General features: G+C 62.4%; 25 protein-coding genes. 10 read left to right on the top strand and 15 right to left on the bottom strand.

The genetic code is table 11. The features are described from left to right. Window positions 1-85: 85 nt before the first annotated feature. The 7 genes from FXV83_RS14345 to FXV83_RS14315 form a co-directional block, all read right to left on the bottom strand. Complete coding sequence (locus FXV83_RS14345) at window positions 86-874, bottom strand: fumarylacetoacetate hydrolase family protein (protein ID WP_148739939.1); 789 nt, start codon at window positions 872-874, stop codon at window positions 86-88. Beyond that, the gene (locus FXV83_RS14340) at window positions 871-1890 is read right to left on the bottom strand and encodes a 2-dehydropantoate 2-reductase (RefSeq protein WP_148739937.1); all 1020 of its coding nucleotides are present in this window, start codon (window positions 1888-1890) and stop codon (window positions 871-873) included. Before FXV83_RS14340 ends, FXV83_RS14345 begins: the two co-directional genes overlap by 4 nt. Before the next feature lie 99 nt (window positions 1891-1989). Beyond that, window positions 1990-2415, bottom strand: coding sequence for a CBS domain-containing protein (locus FXV83_RS14335; protein WP_148740064.1), 426 nt, complete (start codon window positions 2413-2415; stop codon window positions 1990-1992). Between the two features lie 183 nt (window positions 2416-2598). Beyond that, entirely contained in the window at window positions 2599-3921 is a 1323-nt protein-coding gene (gene oxlT, locus FXV83_RS14330; protein WP_148739935.1) for an oxalate/formate MFS antiporter, read from the bottom strand. Window positions 3922-4181: 260 nt separating this feature from the next. Then, a complete protein-coding gene (oxlT, locus tag FXV83_RS14325) occupies window positions 4182-5468 on the bottom strand; it encodes an oxalate/formate MFS antiporter (RefSeq protein ID WP_148739933.1) in 1287 nt (428 codons plus the stop codon). Window positions 5469-5715: 247 nt separating this feature from the next. After that, window positions 5716-5883: a hypothetical protein gene (locus tag FXV83_RS42660; RefSeq protein WP_187435905.1), complete on the bottom strand. Its 168-nt coding sequence runs from the start codon at window positions 5881-5883 to the stop codon at window positions 5716-5718. A gap of 187 nt (window positions 5884-6070) precedes the next feature. Beyond that, window positions 6071-6466 carry a DUF2147 domain-containing protein gene (locus FXV83_RS14315; protein ID WP_187435892.1) on the bottom strand — a complete coding sequence of 132 codons (396 nt, stop codon included), beginning with the start codon at window positions 6464-6466 and terminating at the stop codon, window positions 6071-6073. A gap of 140 nt (window positions 6467-6606) precedes the next feature. On the opposite strand from FXV83_RS14315, the gene FXV83_RS14310 reads away from it, so the two are divergent. The 3 genes from FXV83_RS14310 to FXV83_RS14300 all read left to right on the top strand — a co-directional run bounded on the left by FXV83_RS14310 (window position 6607) and on the right by FXV83_RS14300 (window position 8900). Continuing rightward, the gene (locus FXV83_RS14310; RefSeq protein WP_148739931.1) at window positions 6607-7173 is read left to right on the top strand and encodes a DUF2975 domain-containing protein; all 567 of its coding nucleotides are present in this window, start codon (window positions 6607-6609) and stop codon (window positions 7171-7173) included. An 11-nt stretch (window positions 7174-7184) separates the two neighbouring features. Then, a complete protein-coding gene (locus tag FXV83_RS14305; protein ID WP_148739929.1) occupies window positions 7185-7427 on the top strand; it encodes a helix-turn-helix domain-containing protein in 243 nt (80 codons plus the stop codon). Between the two features lie 141 nt (window positions 7428-7568). After that, entirely contained in the window at window positions 7569-8900 is a 1332-nt protein-coding gene (locus FXV83_RS14300; RefSeq protein WP_148739927.1) for an Hsp70 family protein, read from the top strand. A gap of 32 nt (window positions 8901-8932) precedes the next feature. Here the strand turns inward: FXV83_RS14300 and FXV83_RS14295 are convergent, their stop codons facing one another. The 5 genes from FXV83_RS14295 to FXV83_RS14275 all read right to left on the bottom strand — a co-directional run bounded on the left by FXV83_RS14295 (window position 8933) and on the right by FXV83_RS14275 (window position 12600). Beyond that, window positions 8933-9376: an SRPBCC family protein gene (locus FXV83_RS14295; RefSeq protein ID WP_148739926.1), complete on the bottom strand. Its 444-nt coding sequence runs from the start codon at window positions 9374-9376 to the stop codon at window positions 8933-8935. A gap of 159 nt (window positions 9377-9535) precedes the next feature. Next, on the bottom strand, window positions 9536-10225 hold the full coding sequence (locus tag FXV83_RS14290) for a hypothetical protein (protein WP_148739924.1): 690 nt from the start codon (window positions 10223-10225) through the stop codon (window positions 9536-9538). Between the two features lie 115 nt (window positions 10226-10340). Then, entirely contained in the window at window positions 10341-10925 is a 585-nt protein-coding gene (locus FXV83_RS14285; RefSeq protein WP_148739922.1) for an amino acid synthesis family protein, read from the bottom strand. A gap of 7 nt (window positions 10926-10932) precedes the next feature. After that, complete coding sequence (locus FXV83_RS14280) at window positions 10933-11796, bottom strand: fumarylacetoacetate hydrolase family protein (protein WP_148739920.1); 864 nt, start codon at window positions 11794-11796, stop codon at window positions 10933-10935. Window positions 11797-11898: 102 nt separating this feature from the next. Continuing rightward, window positions 11899-12600, bottom strand: a complete 702-nt coding sequence (locus FXV83_RS14275) for an FCD domain-containing protein (protein ID WP_148739918.1) — start codon at window positions 12598-12600, stop codon at window positions 11899-11901. 106 nt (window positions 12601-12706) lie between these two features. Here FXV83_RS14275 and FXV83_RS14270 point away from each other — a divergent pair, with 106 nt between their 5' ends. From FXV83_RS14270 to FXV83_RS14240, 7 genes are all read left to right on the top strand, one after another. Continuing rightward, window positions 12707-13699: a zinc-dependent alcohol dehydrogenase family protein gene (locus tag FXV83_RS14270; RefSeq protein ID WP_148739916.1), complete on the top strand. Its 993-nt coding sequence runs from the start codon at window positions 12707-12709 to the stop codon at window positions 13697-13699. A gap of 89 nt (window positions 13700-13788) precedes the next feature. Beyond that, a complete protein-coding gene (locus tag FXV83_RS14265) occupies window positions 13789-14619 on the top strand; it encodes a VOC family protein (protein WP_235939560.1) in 831 nt (276 codons plus the stop codon). A gap of 82 nt (window positions 14620-14701) precedes the next feature. Beyond that, window positions 14702-15682: a Bug family tripartite tricarboxylate transporter substrate binding protein gene (locus FXV83_RS14260; RefSeq protein ID WP_148739914.1), complete on the top strand. Its 981-nt coding sequence runs from the start codon at window positions 14702-14704 to the stop codon at window positions 15680-15682. A 30-nt stretch (window positions 15683-15712) separates the two neighbouring features. Then, window positions 15713-15853 carry a hypothetical protein gene (locus FXV83_RS42655; protein ID WP_187435891.1) on the top strand — a complete coding sequence of 47 codons (141 nt, stop codon included), beginning with the start codon at window positions 15713-15715 and terminating at the stop codon, window positions 15851-15853. Between the two features lie 476 nt (window positions 15854-16329). Then, window positions 16330-16539, top strand: a complete 210-nt coding sequence (locus FXV83_RS14250; RefSeq protein WP_148739912.1) for a cold-shock protein — start codon at window positions 16330-16332, stop codon at window positions 16537-16539. A 94-nt stretch (window positions 16540-16633) separates the two neighbouring features. Further along, window positions 16634-16876, top strand: a complete 243-nt coding sequence (locus tag FXV83_RS14245; RefSeq protein ID WP_148739910.1) for a transcriptional regulator — start codon at window positions 16634-16636, stop codon at window positions 16874-16876. Window positions 16877-16930: 54 nt separating this feature from the next. Further along, entirely contained in the window at window positions 16931-17152 is a 222-nt protein-coding gene (locus FXV83_RS14240; RefSeq protein WP_148739908.1) for a hypothetical protein, read from the top strand. 289 nt (window positions 17153-17441) lie between these two features. Here the strand turns inward: FXV83_RS14240 and FXV83_RS14235 are convergent, their stop codons facing one another. The 3 genes from FXV83_RS14235 to frc all read right to left on the bottom strand — a co-directional run bounded on the left by FXV83_RS14235 (window position 17442) and on the right by frc (window position 20128). Next, window positions 17442-17642 (bottom strand): hypothetical protein, encoded by a 201-nt coding sequence (locus tag FXV83_RS14235; RefSeq protein WP_148739906.1) that lies wholly within the window; start codon window positions 17640-17642, stop codon window positions 17442-17444. Window positions 17643-18048: 406 nt separating this feature from the next. Further along, window positions 18049-18231: a hypothetical protein gene (locus FXV83_RS14230; protein ID WP_148739904.1), complete on the bottom strand. Its 183-nt coding sequence runs from the start codon at window positions 18229-18231 to the stop codon at window positions 18049-18051. 619 nt (window positions 18232-18850) lie between these two features. Next, a complete protein-coding gene (frc, locus tag FXV83_RS14225; protein WP_148739902.1) occupies window positions 18851-20128 on the bottom strand; it encodes a formyl-CoA transferase in 1278 nt (425 codons plus the stop codon). Window positions 20129-20156 lie beyond the last annotated feature (28 nt).

The following is a 20156-nucleotide window of genomic DNA, read 5'->3' as shown; positions in this document are numbered from 1 at the left end:
AAGATGCCGCAGTCCTTGCCGCCCGATGGATTCCGGGCTCGCGACGTCGTCGCGCCCCGGAATGACGGCGGTGCTTGGGAAAGCCCTACAGCCGAAACTCGTTGGTCAGCTCGCCGATGCCATCGATCGCCACCGTCACAATATTGACCGGCTCTTTCATCACGCCGACACCGACCGAGGTGCCGACGGCGATGAGGTCGCCGGGAAGCAGCGTCATGTCGTGCGAGATTTTGCTGACCAGCTCCTCGGCGCTGAAAATCATGTCGGCGATCGGATAGTTTTGACGCTCCGCGCCGTTGAGAATGGTGCGGACCGTGAGCTTGGCCGGGTCGAGGCCGGTCGCGATCACCGGACCGAACGGGCCGTAATCGTCGATGCCCTTGGCGCGCGCCCATTGGGCGAAGGTGGGATCGCGGGTGAGGATGTCATTGGCCGTGATGTCGTTGACGCAGGTGTAGCCGAAGATGAAGGCGCGGGCCTCGGCGGGAGAGGCGCGGGCGCAGGTCTTGCCGATGACGATGCCGAGCTCGCCCTCATAGGTGGTCTTGCCATCGTAGGAGGTGGGGCGGCGGATCACGGCGCCGGGCGCAGCGATGCTGGTGGTGGCCTTCAGCAGATAGAGCGGCTCCGGCGGCTCGGGCTGGTTGAGCTTTGCGGCGAGTGCGTGAAAATTGTTCCAGAGCGCGACGATCTTGCTCGGCGCGCAAGGTGCCAGCAGCTCGACCTCGGCCAGCGCCAGCGTTTTTCCGTTCGCCGCGTTGCGGCCGAACATCTCGCCCTCATGCACGCTGATGCCGTACGGCGTCAGCGTGCCGAAGCCGGTTGCGCCGCCGTGGCAGAAGCGCAGCCATTTGGTCACTTCGCCAGCCATCATGCCACCGCCAATGCGCGCGGATCCGCCGGCGTCGAGACGCCGTCATAGAGCCCGGCGATGCGGGCGCGCTGGGTCACCATCGCCAGCACCGAGTCCAGCGCAGGCGTGGCGATCCCGGTCAGGCGGCCCATCTCCTGCACGACGGTGACGAGCGGATCGATCTCCATCGGGCGGCCGCGCTCGAGGTCCTGAAGCATCGAGGTCTTGTGCGCGCCGACCTTGCGGGCGCCTTCGATGCGGCGTTCGACATCGACGCGGAATTTGACGCCAAAGGTCTCGGCGATGCCTTGCGTCTCCACCATGATCGCCCGCGACAGCGCCCGCGTCGCGGGATCGGTGCAGATCACGTCGAGGGTCGCATGGGTCAGGGCGCTGATCGGGTTGAAGCAGACGTTGCCCCACAGTTTTAGCCAGATCTCGTCGCGGATCCGGTCGAGCACCGGTGCTTTCATGCCGGCAGCGACGAAAAGATCGGCGAGGCGCTGCACATCCGGCGTGATCTCGCCGGAGGGCTCGCCGAGCGGGAAATTGTTGCCGTAGACATGACGGATCACGCCGGGCGCCTCGATCTCGGTCGCGGGATAGACGATGCAGCCGATGGCGCGTTCGGCGCCAAGCTCGCGCCACTGCCGCCCGCCGGGATCGATGCTCTCCAGCGTCGCGTTCTCGTAGGGGCCGCCATGCTTGTGGAAGTACCAATAGGGAATGCCGTTGACCGCGGTAACGATGCGGGTGTGGGGCCCGAGCAGCGGCTGCATCTTCTCGATCACGCCGGTGATCGAATGCGCCTTCAGCGTGATGATGACGTAGTCCTGCACGCCAAGCTCGGCGGCATCGTCGGTGCAACGCGGATGGACGGTGTGCTTCTCCTCGCCCGCAAGCAGCGTCAAGCCGCGCTCGCGCATCGCGGCAAGGTGCGCACCGCGTGCGATCAGGCTGACATCGGCTCCCGCGCGTGCAAGCTGAACTCCGAGATATCCGCCGATGGCGCCGGCGCCGTAGATGCAGATCTTCATGAAATCCTCGCGAGAGACCGGATTTTGGGGACGAAAGCTCCGGTCCGGCTCGGAAGAATCCGAGTCGGGGCCGGCAGTCGCAGGGGAAGGTCTTGCCGCTTAGGCTGCTTGCGGAGTGCCGTTGATCGCTTCGTCCATGGCAGCGGCGATGTCGCGCATGCTGATGACGGAGACGAGGCTGTAATCGTCGATCACCGGCAGATGGCGGATGTGATTCCGGTTCATCAAGTGCCGGACGTGCTCGATCGTGTCGCTTGAGGTGCAGGAGACGAGTTGCTGTACCGAGACGAGCTGCGAGACCTTGACGTTGACGGCGCCCGCGCCGTGCTCGGCGACGGCGCGCACCACGTCGCGCTCGGTGAACATGCCGACGGCGGTGTTTCCTTCCGAGCGGACCACGTCCTTGACCACCAGCGCGCTGATGTTGTTGGCGCGCATCAGCTTGGCGGCGATACCCACCGTTTCGTTCATTCGCACCGTGACAACGCGCGGCGTCTTCTTGCGCAGAATGTCTCCGACCAGCATTGCAACCTCCCTGGGTGAAATGATGCGAGGGAGTGTGGTATACATAATGCCAATCGTCAAGCGCTGGATTTGGTTGATCCGAAAAAATCTTCCGGCAGGAATGCTGACGTTTATCGCCAGTCCCAAAACAAAAGGGGCGCATTGCTGCGCCCCTTTTTTCAACTGTGCAAAGGCCTGTGGCCGCTACGCCGTCTCGGTCTTGGCGTTGCCCGTCGCGGGGCTGGCGCGTTCGGCTTCCTTGCCGAGGATGAAGGAGCGGCGCAGCGGCTTGATGACGAACAGCGCCATCAGCGCTGCCGTCGCGTTCAGCGCGACCGCCACAACGAACACGGCTTTCCAGCCATAGGCGGCCGAGATCACGCTCGCCAGCGGGACCAGGAGCGAAGCGGTGCCCTTCGCGGTGTAGAGCATGCCGTTGTTGGTGGTCGCGTATTTCGAGCCGAAGGTGTCGCCGCAGGTAGCGGGGAACAGCGAGTAGATCTCGCCGAACACGCCGAAGTAAATTGCGGTCGCGAGCACGAAAACGATCGGAACGTGACCGTAGGTCGATAGCGCCAGCAGCATCAGCGCGGCCGTGCCGAAGGCGATGAACATGGTGTGCTCGCGGCCGATCGTGTCGGAGACCCAGCCGAAGAACGGCCGGCCGAAGCCGTCGAAGATGCGGTCGAGCGAGATCGCAAAGGTCAGCGCCGCCATCTGAAAGCCTGCCAGCGTCACCGGTGTGTTGGCGATCTTGAAGTCATGCGCGATCGGCGCGATCTGTGCCGCGGTCATCAGACCGCCGGAGGCGACCATGACGAAGACCAGATACATCGCCCAGAAAATAGGGGTGCGCAGCACCTGCGGCGGCGTGAAGTCGATCTTGGTCTGCGGCAGATTGAGCTGCTTCTTCTTGGGCGGGATCGCGAGCCGCGGCGGCTGGATGAAGAAAGCGAGCACGAACACGATCAGGCCTTGGCCGATGCCAAAGGTGAAGAACGCGCTCTGATAGCCGCTGGCGACAATCATGCCGGCGATCGGCACCACGGTGATTGCGGCGCCTGCGCCAAAGCCTGCGGCAGTCGCGCCGGCGGCGAGGCCGCGGCGATCCGGAAACCATTTCAGCGCGTTGCCGACGCAGGTGCCGTAGACGGCGCCTGCGCCCATGCCGCCGATGATTGCGGCCGCGTAGAGCAGCGTGAGCGAGTCTGCATAGGAATTGAGAATCCAGGACAGCGCGATCATGACGCCGCCGAACATGATGACGATGCGCGGGCCGTATTTGTCGACGAACCAGGCTTCGATCGGCACCAGCCAGGTCTCGGTGACGACGAAGACGGTGAAAGCGAGCTGGATTGCGGCGCGTCCCCAATGGTGGGCCGCATCGATCGGATCGACGAACAGCGTCCAGCCATATTGCAGGTTGGCAATCATCGCCATGCAGACGATGCCCATGCCGAGCTGAAGCCAACGGAAACCGGTTCGAAGGGGCGCAGCGGTCACGGCGCCGTCCGTGCTGGAAATCATCAACAACCTCCCAAGGCGCCTGTTTGGTCGCGAGCACTTCTGGCAAGATGACCTAGTGTCGCAAATATTGTGGCTTATCGTCGCAAGCGCTCGGGGACCTTGGTATACCATATTCCAGAATGCAAGATTTATCTGCGGCCCGATGCAAGAAAGTGCTCGGTTCCGTTCGGTTTAAGAGAATTGAGAGAGCGTCGCGCCAAACGAAAAACGCCCGGCCGTGAGGCCGGGCGTCATGTGCGAGACAGCGCTGGTGATACGCGTCAGACGGTCGATTGGGCGACCACGATCTTGCGCCAGGGTTTCAGCACCGCGATCGCGAGCAGCGAAGCCAGGATGTTGGCGCCGGCCGCGATCATGAACACGTTGTCCCAATGACCCGAGCCCTGCTGCATCAGGTTTGCGACCGGAACGAGCAGCGCGGCGGTGCCCTTTGCGGTGTAGAGCAGGCCCGCATTGGTGGTCGCGAATTTCGCGCCGAAGGTGTCGGTGCAGGTCGAGGGGAACAGCGAGTAGATCTCACCCCAGGCGAAGAACACGAAGCCCGACAGGATCACGAACCAGATCGGGTCGTGGCCCCAGAGGTAGAGCATCCAGATGCCGATGCCTTCCAGGCCGAAGGCGATGAACATCGTGTTCTCGCGGCCGATATTGTCGGAGATCCAGCCGAAGAACGGCCGCGTCAGGCCGTTCAGCACCCGGTCGATGGTCGCTGCGAACGTCACCGCCGTCATGGTCATGCCGATCAGCGTGACCGGGATGGCATCGACCTTCCAGTCGACCGCGATCGGCTTCAGATTCGCCGTCACCATCAAGCCGCCCGCGCCGACGATCACGAACATGAAGTACATCAGCCAGAAGATCGGCTGACGCAGCACCTCGGTCGGCTGGTAGTTGCGGCGCGTCTGCTGCAGCGTCGCGTTCTGCACGGCGGGAGGCGTTTGTCCGGCTTTCGGTGCAATCAGGAAGAAGGCAAGAATCGCGACGATGATGCCTTGTCCGAGGCCGAAATAGAGGAACGTGGCCTGGAATCCACTGTCCTTGATCATCGCCTGGATCGGCGCGACCGTCAGTGCCGAGCCTGCGCCGAAACCTGCGGCCGTGATGCCGGCAGCCAGGCCGCGCTTGTCGGGAAACCATTTCAGCGCGTTGCCGACGCAGGTGCCGTAGACGCCACCTGCGCCGATGCCGGCGATGATCATGCCGAGATAATAGCCGTTGAGGGACGTCGCTTCCGCATTGATCGCCCAGCCGATGGCGCAAAGGATGCCGCCGATGAGCACGACGACGCGCGGGCCGTATTTATCGACGAACCATCCTTCGATCGGCACGAGCCAGGTCTCGAACAGCACGAACAACGTAAAGGCCCACTGGATCGAGGCGCGATCCCAGCCAAACTTCTTCTGGATGTCGGGGACGAAGAACGTCCAGCCGTATTGATAGTTGGCGATCATCACCATCGCCGCTACACCGACCGCCAGTTGCGCCCAGCGATACGTGTCGCTGACGCGCGTGGCGGTAGGGGCCGTTGCTTGCACCATGTCCGTCATAAAGCCTCCCGTGGCGCCTCTCATTTTTCTGCGAGCGCTGGAACGGCATTCTTGTATTCATTATGCCAAGGTACAAGCGCTGGTCCGGCCACCGTGCGCAAATGCCGCAGGCCTTCTGGTTGCGGCTCTGACTCGGGACAACGCAAATAGAAATGGCCCCGTCGTGCGGGGCCATTCACCAAAAGTCGTATGTGGACGATTTTGAAATCGGCGCGGCGTACCGCGCTTGCGGTGCAGGAAGCGCTGGTTACAGGCCGAAGCGGGGCAGGTCGCCATTGTGATTCGAGATCTCGGCGCTCGCCATCAGGAGGCGGTCCACCGCGGCCATAAAACGGGCGAACAGCGAGGAGGAGGGGGCGAGAGCGACGGAAGCGGTCTTGGACATCGGAATTCCCTTTCTTGAGACGGTCAGCATTGCTGTCTCATTTCAAGGGGCAATCTATGTATACCAGATGCCACTGTCCATGCATGCCATTGCATAGCAGCATGCGACGTATTGCATTGCAGCAAAAGGCCGCCGATCCTGGCGGCCCTGTCATTCCACGGCCGGCTTTCGCCCCTCACCGCGTCCAGTCTTCGCCCGCGCAGAGGGTTCCCACGCATCACTGGACGCTGAGATTGCCGGACGGCACCAAGGTCACGGTGCTCGCATAGGTCTTGCCATCGTCGGCATTGTAGATCTTGCCAGACCATTTGTTGGGGCCGGCCGCCTGCATGTTGATGAACAGGGAGATCCCGATGATCCGCCGGCCACGCAGCGCCGGGTCTGCATTGCGGTCGTCGAGCTGCGGCTTTCCCGTCTTCTTGTCGAGTGGTTCTTTCAGCCAGACGACGCGCCCGCAAAGCGCGGTGCCGCAATGGCTGACCTTGATCTTCGCGTCGCCAGACTGGGTCAGCCAGACACCGGCGGCATCAACGGCCTTTGCCGCCTCGGCATTTCCAAGGGGCGCGATCGACAACAACGCGGCAAGCAGGTGACGCGCGAGATGGGAACGCATGCGCTGGCTCCATATTATTCCAATGATCATGAAATATTTCATGATAAACGATCAATAAATAGCGTTTAGAGTTGAGTCAAGCACGACAACGTGCATATTGGCCGCTCGCCCCGTGGGCGGGATCGGCGGAGACATTCAGAATGACGATGGTGGGAAAATCGGTTCGCGAAGCCCGGCAACGCTGGTTTCGCCGGCTTGATCTTGCCTTCTGGGCGATCTGGGCGGCCTTGCCGGTGATGGTATGGCTCGCCTATCGGGCGAACACGACGGCGTCGGCTGCGATTGCGGCGAGCCTCAGCCCCGACCAGGCGCCGTGTGCCGGGATCGTCGCCAACCCCCTTCACATGTCGCTTCCAGGCAAGCTGCTGTTCTGGACGCTGTTTACGCTTCAGCTCTCGTTCTTCGCCGTGTTGATCGGCATCCTTCACCGCATGGTGCATCGATTCGCGCGCGGTCGTATCTTCGTCTCCGAAACCCTCCAGGGCGTGTGGTGGATGGCGATCATTCTGGTGATATGGCCGTTCGTCGACGTGATCACCAGCAACGCGGTGGCCTACGCCTTGTATGAGATCGGCGACGTCAAGTTCCACCTGCCAACCTACAATATCGACGTCGGCACGATTGCAGGTGGCGTGTTCCTGATGGCGCTCAAATTCGTCATCGAGCAAGCCATCCTGCTGCAGTCCGAAAACGAGCTGACGATCTGAGGTGATCGCTGGTGCCCATCGTGGTGAACCTCGATGTCATGCTCGCGAAGCGGAAGCGTCGCCTCGGGGACCTCGCTGATGCGATCGGCATTTCCATTCAGAACCTGTCGATCCTGAAAACGGGCAAGGCGAGGGCGATGCGGTTCTCGACCTTGGCCGCGATCTGCCGCGAGCTCGACTGCCAGCCCGGAGATATCCTGGAATATGTCGGGGGTGACGAGGTCGGCGAAGGCGAGGCCGGCGAGGGGAGCTGATGCGTGGGGTTGGTTAGTTCCCTTGCGAGCCGGCGGTTGGCCGCGAAGTTCGACCGCTCCGCAGTTCGACGGGGTCTTGGCAGGGCAATGCAAAGCCGCTAGTGGTCTGCCCCCTTTTCCAATCATCTGCCAGAGTGGTTCATGTCGAGCGCCTCGCCCGCCGTCTCGATCGGCATCGATTTTGGGACCAGCAATACGGTCGTCGCGCTCGCGGCGGACGATCGCCGGGTCGAGGCCATCCGCTTCGATCATGGCGGACAACGGCACAGCGTTTACGTATCGGCCCTGTGCTTCTGGGAGGACCGTCCGGGAGCCGGAGCCCAGGCTGAAGGCGGCCCGTGGGCGATCGAACAATTTCTCGAAGGACGCCACGTCAACCGCTTCCTGCAGTCGTTCAAGACCTTCGCTGGAAGTGCCAGCTTCAATTCCACCCAGGTGTTCCGGCAGCGCTACAGCTTCGAGGATCTTCTGGCGGCCTTCCTGCGCACGCTGGCGCGCCATGGTGGCGACAGGTTCGGCTTCGAGGCGTCGAACATCACGGTCGGCCGTCCCGTGCGCTTCGCCGGCGGCAATCCGGACGAAGAGCTGGCGATGCAGCGTTATCGCGCCGCGTTCGAACGCCTCGGCGCCGGCCACGCGCGCTATGTCTACGAGCCTGTGGGAGCAGCGTTCTCGTTCGCCCGCCGGCTCGAACGCGATGCCACCGTGCTGGTTGCCGATTTCGGCGGCGGCACCAGCGATTTCTCCGTGATGCGTTTCTCGCACGCGGGCGGCAGCTTGCGTGCCGAGCCGCTCGGCCATGCCGGCATCGGAATCGCCGGCGACACGTTCGATTACCGCATTGTCGACCACGTGGTGTCGCCGCGGCTGGGTAAAGGCTCCAGCTTTCGCTCGTTCGACAAGGTGCTGCCGCTTCCCAACAGCCACTACACCAATCTCGCGCGCTGGCATCAACTCGCGTTGATGAAGAGCAACGGCGATCTGCGCGAACTGCGGGAGCTGTCGCGCACCGCACTGAAGCCGGCCCTGCTTCACGACTTCATCACCATCGTCGATTTCGACCTCGGCTTTTCGCTGTACCGCGCGGTGTCCGACGCCAAGGTTGCGCTGTCGGCCCGCGATGAGGTGGACTTCCATTTCAAAGGCGGCGGGGTCGACATTCGCTCGACCATCGCCCGAAAGAGCTTCGAAGCCTGGATTGCCGACGATATCGCCCGGCTCGGTGCCACCGTCGACAAGGTACTTGGCGAGGCCGGCATCACCGCGCGTGAGGTGGAGAAGGTGTTCCTGACCGGCGGCACCTCGTTCGTGCCCGCCGTCCGAAAGCTGTTCGCCGAGCGGTTCGGCAACGAGCGATTGATGTCCGGGGACCAGTTCGAATCGATCGCCTACGGCCTCGCCTTGATCGGGCACAGCCCGGACCCGGACCGCTGGACCGCAGCCGGCGGGCTGAAGTCGAGGGCGGGCGCGTAGCCCCGAGATACGCGGCCGCCCGTCCTGAGAGCCTATTGGTTGATCTCGGGCTCGACCAGCCGCGCCAGGTTCCGCAGCGATTCCTGCCAGCCGAGATAGCAGGCTTCCGGCGGAATCACGTCCGGTATGCCGGTCTGCGTGACCTCCAGCTCGGTGCCGACCGATACTTTCTTCAACGTCACGGTCACCTGGATTTCGCCGGGCAGATTGGGGTCCTCGAATTTGTCGGTGTAGCGCAGCCGTTCGCCCGGGACGAGCTCGACATATTCGCCGCCGAAGGCGTGGCTGTTGCTCGTGGTAAAATTGCGGAAGGACATTCTGAATGTGCCGCCAACCTTGGGCTCGAGATGATGCACGGTGCAGGTAAAGCCATTGGGCGGAAGCCATTTCGCAAGCGCGTCCGCCTCGAGGAAGGCGCGATAGATTTTCTCTGGGGTGGTCGTCAAAACGCGGTGCAGGCGGACAGTGCTGGGCATGTTCTTTCATCCTCATGTATTGATGGTGCGGCGTCGATGTCCGTGGCCGATCCATGCCCCGAGGACGAACGGCACATTGCCGGGCCGACACGACATCGCGGATTTTCTTGCCGGATTTTGTTGAGAGCGCGGCCGGAAGATTGTTCCGCGACAGGGCGGCTAAACTGCCGACACATCCAGCGGCGTCATCGTGAACGCAAGCCGATAGTGGTTGACCGTCGGATTGTCCCGCGCGCCCGCGATGCGAAGCGCTGACGGCGAAATCTGGCCGGCGACCGCGCGCTCGACCACCTCGGCATCGTAGCCGGAGAGAAGGACGATCCAGTCGGCGGCGCCGTCCTGCCCGCGGATCTGCTGCTCGGTCGTGGGCGAACTGGTCCTCGGTGTGTCGGTCAGGAGGAGGTGGGCGCCTGTCAGTCCCGGTTGCGGCGCCAGCGCGCGCAGCGTGTCGGAGAGATGTGTCTGTAACTCAGTCTCTCGGCTGGTCTCCGGCGAAAGTCTGATGGTGGCAAGCGCTGTCGCGACGCCGCCGCCAAAGCTCGCCACCACTCGGCACTGGCTGCGGACCATGCCGAGGTGGTGCGGCATCATCTTGGTCGACCATGGTGTCGGCGCGTTGAGCCGATCGAGATATCCACTTGATGTGAGGACGTCGTACTGCTCGAGCTCGTAGAGCACGAAGAAGCCATCAGCACCATCGGTGCCGGTCCACCGCGAGCCGCGCCGGAAGCCGGGAATGCTCATGCGTTCCGGAAAGTGCTCGTGCGAATGCCAATCGCCGAATTCCGCGCGCTGCTCGGGGCGGACATTCCACCACATTGCGACGGCTGCCTTGCCCAACAATGACATGCTGACCTCGACTGCTTCCCCGGCGATTTCTTTACAGCAGCGCCGCCGAGATCGAAAGGTCGGCTGCGAAACGCCGCGGGCCTCGCCGATCCAGGTTATCCCAAGTCCAGGTGTCTTAACGCTGCCCGTCGTGGACCGATATCTCCGACACGGAAAGCCCACCGATCCGCGCATGCGGCCGTCCACCGGTTGCCATGACAAGGCCAAAAGCGATTTCGTCGCGCCGGGGCGCATCCCACAGCGTCATCTCGGCCGTGCCGAAATGACTTCGGACATAAGCAGCATGAATGTGCCCGAGCGGCACCATGAGGCGCGTGCCTGCACCGCCGATGGTCTTTGCCGCCGGAACGATCGCCTTCGGCTGTCCGAGCACCTCGCGCATGCCCTGTCCGCCTGCTTCGTGCCAGACGGCGCCGTGCTCGAGCTCGCCGTCTTCGCCGACGATGATGCCCTTGCCATAGGCCTCGATGTGCGATGCGCCGCCAAGCTGCGCGAGCAGCTTCGTCGCGAGTTCGCGCCCGAGCTCACGCAAGGCAGCCTGAAACGGCATCAGGTCCGGCTCGTAGCGCCCCGCAAACGGATTGCGGATCACGGCAATGGCGGTGCCGACGAGGACGGGCTTTTCTAGCCGGGGACCGCGCTCATGCCAGACGGTCTCGATGCTGAGCGCGGTCTTGCGAACGTCGTAGCTGGAGGTCATCCGACGTCTATGCCTCGTCGACTACGGGGTTGCGCAGCACGCCGATGTTCTCGATCTCGACCTCGACGATATCGCCGGGCTTGAGAAAGATCGGCGGCTTGCGGGTGAAGCCGACGCCGGCCGGTGTGCCGGTGGCGATCACGTCGCCCGGCACGAGGTCGAAAATGGTCGAGCAATATTCGATCAGCCGCGGAATCGAGAAGATCAGCATCGAGGTGGTGGAGGACTGCATCGCGGTGCCGTTGACGCGCGTTTCTAGCTTCAGATTGGTGGGATCGCCGATCTCGTCGGGGGTGACGAGCCACGGCCCGAACGGACCCGTGCCGACGAAGTTCTTGCCGGAGGCGATCTGCTGCGCGTGCCGTTGCCAGTCGCGAACGCTGACGTCGTTATAGATCGAGTAGCCCGCCACATGGTTCCAGGCATCGGCCTGGCTGATATGGCGGCCGCCTTTGCCGATGATGACGGCGAGTTCGCCCTCCCAGTCGAAATTGTCCGACACTTTCGGCCGGATCACGGGCGCGTCGTGACCGACCTGGGAGCGCCAGACCCGAAGGAAAATCGGTGGAAATTCCGTGATCTCGCGCTTCATGCCGAACGCCACTGCTTCTTGGTGGTGGTCGAGATAGTTGCGCACCGCACAGACGATTTTCTCGGGCCGTGGGATCACGGGAAGGTATTTGATGTCGTTAAGCTTCAGGTCGGGCTTGTGCTGGCCGACGATGGCGTTCCGGCGCTCGTAATCATTGCTGCCGACGAAATCCGCAAGCGTCGGATACTGGGGCAGGGCGCGGCCCAGATCCACGACACCGTTTTCGACAACGGCCCCCCAGCTTTCCCGATCTCTATCGGCAAACGACAGCAGTTTCATGGTCCGGCCTCGAGATTTGGCAGAAGGTGACAGTTTTCGATCTTGTGCATTATTTTCGAAAATTTGTCCGCACGCAAGGCCGTGGCGAGAGAAATCGGACGCCTATCCCGCTTCGAGCAGGTGCCCGGCGTATTTGGCGACGTTGTCGGCGGTGCTGCGGATGTGGGTCTCGATCAGCTCTGCGGCCTGCTCGGCATTGCGTGAGATCGCCGCCTGCATGATCGCCTGATGCTCGCCGGCCTTGTCGCGCGGACGCGGCCGGAAATTGGCAGAGAGATACCGGTAACGCTCGGCGCGGTCGAACAGTTCGGCGCGGATCGCCAGCAGCGTCGCGGAGCCGCAGGCCGAGACCAGCGCCTGGTGGAATTGGCGATGGGCGATTTTCCATTCGGCATCGCGCAACGCTTGCTCGGGATCGCGCTGCTCGATGCGCTTCAATCTATGCAGTGTCGAGATGACGGCGATTTCCCAGTCGTCATCGCCTTTCTGGATTGAACGTCGGATCAATTCGACGTCGATGAGAACGCGGGCATCGGTCACTTCCACCAGATCCTGGCCGGAGACCGGCGCGACCCGGAATCCGCGCTGCTCCTGCGCATCGACCAGCCCCTCCGCGGACAGCGCGGTCAACGCCTCCCGCAACGTGGTGAAACTGGCGCCGAACCGTTCGCGCAGCACGTCGAAACGCAAGGGCTCGCCCGGCAGCAGGCCGCAGGCAATGATCTCCTCGCGCAGTCGGTGCGTGATGTCCGCGGCGATGGTCTTACCGAATTCCTTGCGGGGGCGAATAGCTCTGTCAGGCATGGTTCTGCCAATGAATCGATCCCGCAACATGCCGTGCAAACGAGCAGCTTGCAATAATTTTCGTAAACGATATTATTTTCGAAAATAAGGGTGAGGGAATCAATTCATGAAGGCGGTTCTGGTGCGTCAGCCGGGCGGGCCGGATGCACTCGAGATGGTCGAGCTTCCGGAGCCATTGCCGGCGGCGGGGCAGGTGCAAATCCGTGCCGAGGCGTTCGGCGTGGGGCAACCCGACGTTCTGATCCGCCGCGGCGTCTACAAATGGATGCCTCCGCTCCCGGCCAATCCCGGCAATGACGTCGCCGGCCGCATTTCGGCGATCGGCCCCAGCGTCGAGGGCTTTGCCATCGGTCAGAAAGTCCTGCTCAGCGCGCGGGACCTTGCCCAGCGCGGCGGCTGCTACGCCGAGTATGTCGTTGCCCCCGCAGACGCTGTGCATTTGCTTTCCGAGGATGTCGATCTGCATGCGGCTGTCTGCCTCTCGAACTACCAGGTGGCTTACGCCCTGCTGCACGAGTGCCGTCATCCGCGCGCGCCCGCAAGCGTGCTGGTGATTGGAGCGGCCGGCGGCGTCGGAACGGCGCTGGTGCAACTGGCCAAGCTGGCCCAGATGACGGTCATCGGCACTGTCTCAACCGAGGAGAAGGCGGAGTTCGCGCGCCGCAACGGCGCCGATCACGTCATCTTCTACCGCCGTGAAGATGTCGTGGCGCGAACCCGCGAACTGACGAAGGGCGAGGGCGTAGGCCTCGTGCTCGATCACGTCTGCGGGCCGGAGTTCACAGGCTATCTGGGTGCGCTCGGCAAGTGGGGCACGCTGTTGTCCTACAACGCATTTGCCGGACTGCCGGAAGAGAACCTGATGGCGGCGATGCGCAATCATCTCGATATCTGCCCCGCGGTGCGCTGCTTCTCCTTCCATATCTACGATCACGACCGCGAAGGGCGCCGTGCGCTGATGCGCAACGTGATCGATGCGCTGAGCCGCAACGCGATCAGGCCCGCGATATCGGCGCGATTGAAGCTTGACGACGTCAGGAATGCCCACGCGCTGCTCGAGCAGGGCTCCGCGCTGGGCAAGATCATCATGACACCATGAGCGGCAGCAAGGCGATGACGACACAGGCTCCCATAGCGCGATTCACCAGACTCCGGCATGCGACCTTCGCTTCACCGGATACGGAACGAATGCTCGACTACTACCGGGCGGTCATCGGTCTCGGCCTGGTCGGCCGGGACAAGGATCGCATCTTTCTCGCCAGTGATTCAGAGCAGCTTTCGCTCGTGATCGGGGCGGGCGATGCGGCGCTCACGAGCGTCGCCTTCGAGATATCTCCCGATGTCGAGCTGGAGATTCTCGGTGTTGCTCTGAAGCAATCCGGCTTGCGGCCGGAGTTCCAAAGCGATCCGCTGCCCGGCATATCGAGGCTGCTCTCGTTCGTCGACCCCGAAGGCACGCGCTTCGAGTTGATCCAGGGCTGGACGCCGACGCCGGCACAGGAACGGATCGGCGCACTCGCCGTCACCAAGCTTGGCCACGTCGCGCTTCGCACGCCTGATCCGCTCGCGACGTCGAAGTTTTGCGCAAGCGTGATGGGCCTGCGGGTCTCGGACTGGGTGGAGGACCGCTTCGTCTTCATGCGCAGCGGCTACGAGCATCACACCCTGAACTTTGTGCGTGCTCCAATGCGCAGCCTGCATCACCTGGCATTCGAGATGCGCGGTGCCGCCCACATGCAGCAGGCCTGCGACCATCTCGCCCGGCACAAGCTCGCAATTCTCTGGGGACCCGTTCGCCACGGTCCCGGGCACAACACTGCCGTCTACCACCGCAATCCCGATGGGCACCTGATCGAGCTGTTCTACGATCTCGATCGCATGATCGATGAACAGCTCGGCTATTTCGATCCACGCCCATGGCATCGCGATCGTCCGCAGCGGCCAAAAGTGTGGGTCGGGTTGCCGCGCGATATCTGGGGGCTGCCGCCGTCGCCGGAATGCGTCGAGTTCGCCCGCTAGGTGCTTCGACGATCGAAAGACTTCCGCATCGCTGCGGCCAAGAAAAAAGACCGAGAAAAAAACAGTCAGGGAGGATGCGTCCATGCGGTGGATGAAGCGGCTTGCTGCGGCGACATTTCTGGTCGGCACCTTGTTTTCAGCCGGGCCCGCGGCGTCGGCGGACAACTATCCATCACGCCCGATACGGCTGCTGCACGGCTTCGCGGCCGGCGGCGCCGCCGACACCTTGTCGCGCATCATTGCCGATGGGCTCTCGAAAAAGCTCGGGCAGCCGATCATCGTCGAAGCCAAGCCGGGGGCGGGCGGAAACCTTGCGGCGGATGCTGTCGCGAAAGCGGCGCCCGATGGCTACACGATCGGGCTCGTCACCGGCGCTCACGCGATATCCGCGGCGACCTACAAGAGCCTCAGCTACCAGCCGGCTGCAAGCTTCGATATGATCTCGACGATGGTCTATTACGCGCTCGTCATCGCGGTGCGTGACGACCATCCGGCCAAATCGCTGGGCGAACTCATCGCCGTGGCCAAGCAGAAGCCCGGCTCCTTGAGCTTTGGATCGGTCGGCTTCGGCAGCACGCATCACCTCGCCGGCGAGCTCTTGAACGCGATGGCCGGCATCGACATCGTGCACGTGCCTTATCGTGGAGATTCCCAATCCATCACTGCGCTGCTGGGCGGAGAGGTGCCGGTCATCGTCGGCACGCCCGTCCTGCTCGGCCCGCAGATTGCGAGCGGGGCAGTCCGCGGCCTCGCCGTGACCTCGCCAACACGGACCGCCCTATTGCCCAACGTTCCGACGGTGCAGGAAGCCGGAATCAAGGACTACGACGTGCGCACCTGGGCGGGATTGCTGGCGCCCAAGGGCACCGCGCCCGCCATCATTGCCGCGCTCAATAGGGCGACGCTCGAGGCGCTGCGGGATCTCGAGCTCAGGCAGCGTCTGGAAACGGCCGTCGGCGGCGAGGTCAGCGGAAGCACGCCGGAGGAGATGAAGAAGCTGATCGAGACGGAAATCACCAAATGGTCCGCCGTGGTGGACAGAGCGAAGATCCCGAAGATCTGAGCCATCCGGACGACGGCCGAGCCCAGGGCTATGACCGACAAACGCCAGGATCGACTGCGCTTATTGATCGAGTCGAATCTGCGCGGTTTTGACAATGTCCTGCCAGCGCGCGATCTCCTCGGCCATCCGCCGCTTGAGCGGTTCGGGGCCTCGCTGATCTGGTGGCAATAGCGGGAATTCGCGATCTCGCCAACTATGATCGTGTTGGGTTGCAGGTCGGCAGTTCGTTTCAGGCGCGGCGACCGCATGCGAGGCTGGTTTCGATATCAACACGCGTGCATCTGCACAGACGCGCCCGCAGGATTCGACCGGGCAGCTTTTCACGCGAGTTCAACGCGACCGTCGTGCAGCTCTTTCGCGAGCAATTCGCGAGCGGTGATCGTTGAGCGCACTCTCGCAAACGCGCGCGAAGGCTCATTTGCCTCGCTTTTAAGCCTTCTGGGCACGTTCCGGCGACGCCTCGGCCCAATTAAAACCGGGCAAGCCTTGCAAATGACGCTGATGAGGTATACGTTGATGCCGTTCGTTCAGCCGCTGTGCCTTGTTGAATGCGCCCGCGGGCTCCTTTTCCATAGACATCGACGAATTGAATCGAGTTCTGCGTGAGTGTCACGCGGAATGCGCGCATGTGCGCTTTGGAGAAGAAAATGACGACAGGTACTGTGAAGTGGTTTAACGGCCAGAAGGGCTTTGGATTCATTCAGCCGAACGACGGCGGCAACGATGTGTTCGTTCACATCAGCGCGGTCGAGCGGGCTGGTTTGGCGGGTCTCGCCGAAGGCCAGCAGGTCAACTTCGAGGTCAAGACCGACAAGATGCGGGGCAAGGTCAGCGCTGAGAATCTCTCGCTGGCTTGAGTTCCCTGTGCCGTTTCACGGATGTACTGAAACGGCTACGCTGCCCGCTCATTCTCCGGATTGAGCGGGTTTTGTTTGTTACGGAGGGTGAACGATGAGCGCCAGGAAATCGGCAGAACCGTCACCCGAAGGCATCGCGCGCTCCAATCGCCAGCGTCTGGCGTCTGAAGAAGGTGCGCGGGCCATGGCCGATGCCGAAAAGCAGGCCGTCGACGTTCGCAAGAACATGGCGCGGCTTCGAGAGCTGCGCCAGGCCAAGGAAGCGGCCGACGCAACCCTTCAGGCATCGTTGCCGGCGTCCACTCCGACGAAGCGCAAGAAAAAGCTGCCGGAATAGTTGCCTTCAATAGCGCCGACGATAATCTGGAGAGGGCCGATCACATGCCAAAGAGTGCGGGTCGTGCCTAGGGGCAAGCCGGACGGCGGCACAATCACCTTCTTTCTCGCGCTTGGCGCGGGCCGGCAGATGTGCCGCCTTGCGACCACGTTTCAGACGCAGAAGCAGGCCTTCAGCTATCTTCAGAAATATCGGACGGAGTTCGAGCGCGTCGCGCGGACACGGCTGGCTTCGGGCGAGCTCGAAGACGGGATCGTCGTGCTCTCGATGCACTAGGTCGGGGGCCGATTTGGCGCGATCCTCAATCGCCCGGATGGGTAGTGTCTCAGTTTGAATTTTTGCGTGGCTGACCGCTCCAAAACCGGATGCACGCAAATGAATGCGTTCTCAAAGAAGTTTGAGAACCACGGTCACGGGCTGGCGCTCTATTTCTTCTGGTACAATTGGTGCCTGCAATGGCGTCCGGCCTTGTGGATCACGTCTTGAAGATGGAAACGTGCATTGCGCTGATCGATGCGACGCAGGCTCCGAAAGTGCGGGGACCTGACAGAAAGAAGCTGGCAGCCTAGCCAGCTTCTTTCTTGTCTTTCTGCTGCTGCTCAACTTCCCTGTGCCGCGGATGCGGTGCAGTTGGCGCACCAATAGTTTCGCCGAAGCCGTGAATCAGGCCGACGACAGGCGCAAAATATCGGTGAACGGAATCCGTGATGTCATTCGTGATTATCCGGTACACGTCTTTGGAACTGTATTTCTTCCACTCTGACATCGGACAATCCTCAGGGTTTCCAGGCGTTAGCTATGATCTCACGGACTAGTTTGTAGGCCTCCGCAATCACGAACACACCAAAGCACGCAACGTCTATCCAGAAGACAAGTTCAGAAACCGCGTAGCTCACGAACGCTATTTCATCAGGCGCTCCAAGCCCCTTGATCCATTGCGTGAACTACCAGAGACCTAGTGCAGCTAAGGTGACCACGCCGAATAGAAACGAGGCGACCATTAACCATTATATGTATTATAACGAAGTGAATGATTAGTTTTACCGAATCCGGCACTTTTAGGCCGCCCCCCGCCGCCCTACACGTGCGCGCTTTGCTGGCAAGTTCCGCAATTAGGTCCGCATCGGACCTATATTTCAAACTGAGACACTACCCCCGGATGCAAACCCTTCCTATTCGGAGCGGCTTCCCGATTTGGCCTCGCGGGCCAATCGCTCCGCTTTCAGGCGCTCGCGGTTCTCGTGGAAGGAGCGCTGCTCTTTCGCATAGTCATTCATCGGCTTCTGCGTTTTGTCAGGCTTGAACACCTTGTTGGCTTCACGCTTGGCTCGATCAGAGGATTGATCTCTCAACATTGTCGACCTCCATTTGATCAACGAGCGTGGTCCCGGCAAATGCTGGACGCAACGTCTCCCGCTCGCACGCTGATGCGTATCGACTTGTCCCTCGGGGCAACAAGGCGGCCACTTCTTCAGCGTTGGCAGGTCTTGTGCGAGGCGCTTGGTCACTCGCCGTGGGGCGGCGCACTAGCATTTCCGAGCGCGCGCCGGTCGAGAGAGTAACGGCCGGCCAGAGCAGCTGTTCCTCGGCGCCAGTCTTTAATTGCGGAACCGTGAAGCTTAAGGTGCGGGGATCGGACCTCAGGTTGCGGCTTCCGATGGAAATGAAGTGCTGGCGAGAGCAGGGATAGAGGGGGGCGCCTACGGCTCTCAGCGGCGCGCGGCTGCGTCAACGCGCACTCCAATGGCCCGGACATTCGCTTTTTCGAGTCATGGCATAATACCCCTGTTTTGCCCGACGGGTCAAAAGGGATTTCGCAGAATGCGAAATTCTTTTGAAGCCAAAGGGTTAGCTACTGTGCATGGGGTTGATCTTCAGCTTTTTGGTCAGAGCCTGCGGCCGCGCGCCATTCTCGCGCAAAAAAAAGGGCCGCCTCGGAGGGCGGCCCTTCTGTCTCACTCGTTGTGGTGTCGCTTACTCCGCGGCCTGCTTCTGCGGCGGATCAAGCGCGCCGGACTTGTGGATCTCGGCGACCTGATGGTCGCTGAAGCCGAGCACGCTGCGCAGGATTTCGTCGGTGTGCTCGCCGAGCAGCGGCGAGCGCTCCACCTCGCTCGGGGAGTCCGACAGCTTGATCGGGTTGCCGACCGAGATGTACTTGCCGCGGGTGGGGTGATCGACCTCGACCACGGTGCCGGTGGCGCGCAGCGACTGGTCTTCGGCGATCTCCTTCATCGACAGGATCGGGCCGCACGGGATGTCGTCCTTGTTGAGGATCTCCATCGCCTCGAACTTGGTCTTCGTCATCGTCCACTGTTCGATGCGCCCGAAGATCTCGTTCAGGCGCGGCAGGCGCGCCGCCGGCTTGGCGTAGTTCGGATCGGTCTTCCAGGTCGGCTCGCCGATCACGTCGCAGATCTTCTCCCAGACCGGGGCCTGGGTGATGAAGTAGATGTAGGCGTTGGGATCGGTCTCCCAGCCCTTGCACTTCAGGATGCGGCCGGGCTGGCCGCCGCCGGAATCGTTGCCAGCGCGCGGCACGGCGTCGCCGAACGGCACGCCTTCGCCGAACTGGCTGTATTCCCTAAGCGGACCATGGGCGAGGCGCTGCTGGTCGCGCAGCTTGACGCGGCAGAGGTTGAGCACGCCGTCCTGCATCGCGGCGGTGACGCGCTGGCCCTTGCCCGAATGGGTGCGCTGATAGAGCGCGGTGACGATGCCGAGCGCCAGGTGCAGGCCGGTGCCGCTGTCGCCGATCTGCGCGCCGGTCACGAGCGGCAGGCCGTCGCGGAAGCCGGTGGTGGAGGCGGAGCCGCCGGTGCACTGCGCGACGTTCTCATAGACTTTGCAGTCCTCGTAGGGCCCGGGGCCAAAACCCTTGATCGAGGCGACGATCATCTTCGGGTTGATCGCCTGGATCTTCTCCCAGGGGAAGCCCATGCGGTCGAGCACGCCGGGGCCGAAATTCTCCACCAGCACGTCGCACGTCTTGATCAGCTCGGTGAGGACTTCCTTGCCCTTGGGGTTCTTGGTGTCGAGGGTGATCGAGCGCTTGTTGTGGTTGAGCATGGTGAAATACAGGCTGTCCACGTTCGGGATGTCCTGCAGCTGCCCGCGGGTGATGTCGCCGACACCGGGCCGCTCCACCTTGATCACGTCGGCGCCGAACCATGCGAGCAACTGCGTGCAGGTCGGTCCGGACTGGACGTGGGTGAAGTCGAGAATGCGAACGCCCGTGAGCGCTTTGGTCATCATGTTGCTCCGTACTCTGTCTGCCCCT

It is taken from the genome of Bradyrhizobium hipponense (assembly GCF_008123965.1).
Lineage (GTDB): Bacteria > Pseudomonadota > Alphaproteobacteria > Rhizobiales > Xanthobacteraceae > Bradyrhizobium > Bradyrhizobium hipponense.
This window is presented reverse-complemented; position numbering and strand designations above follow the sequence as displayed.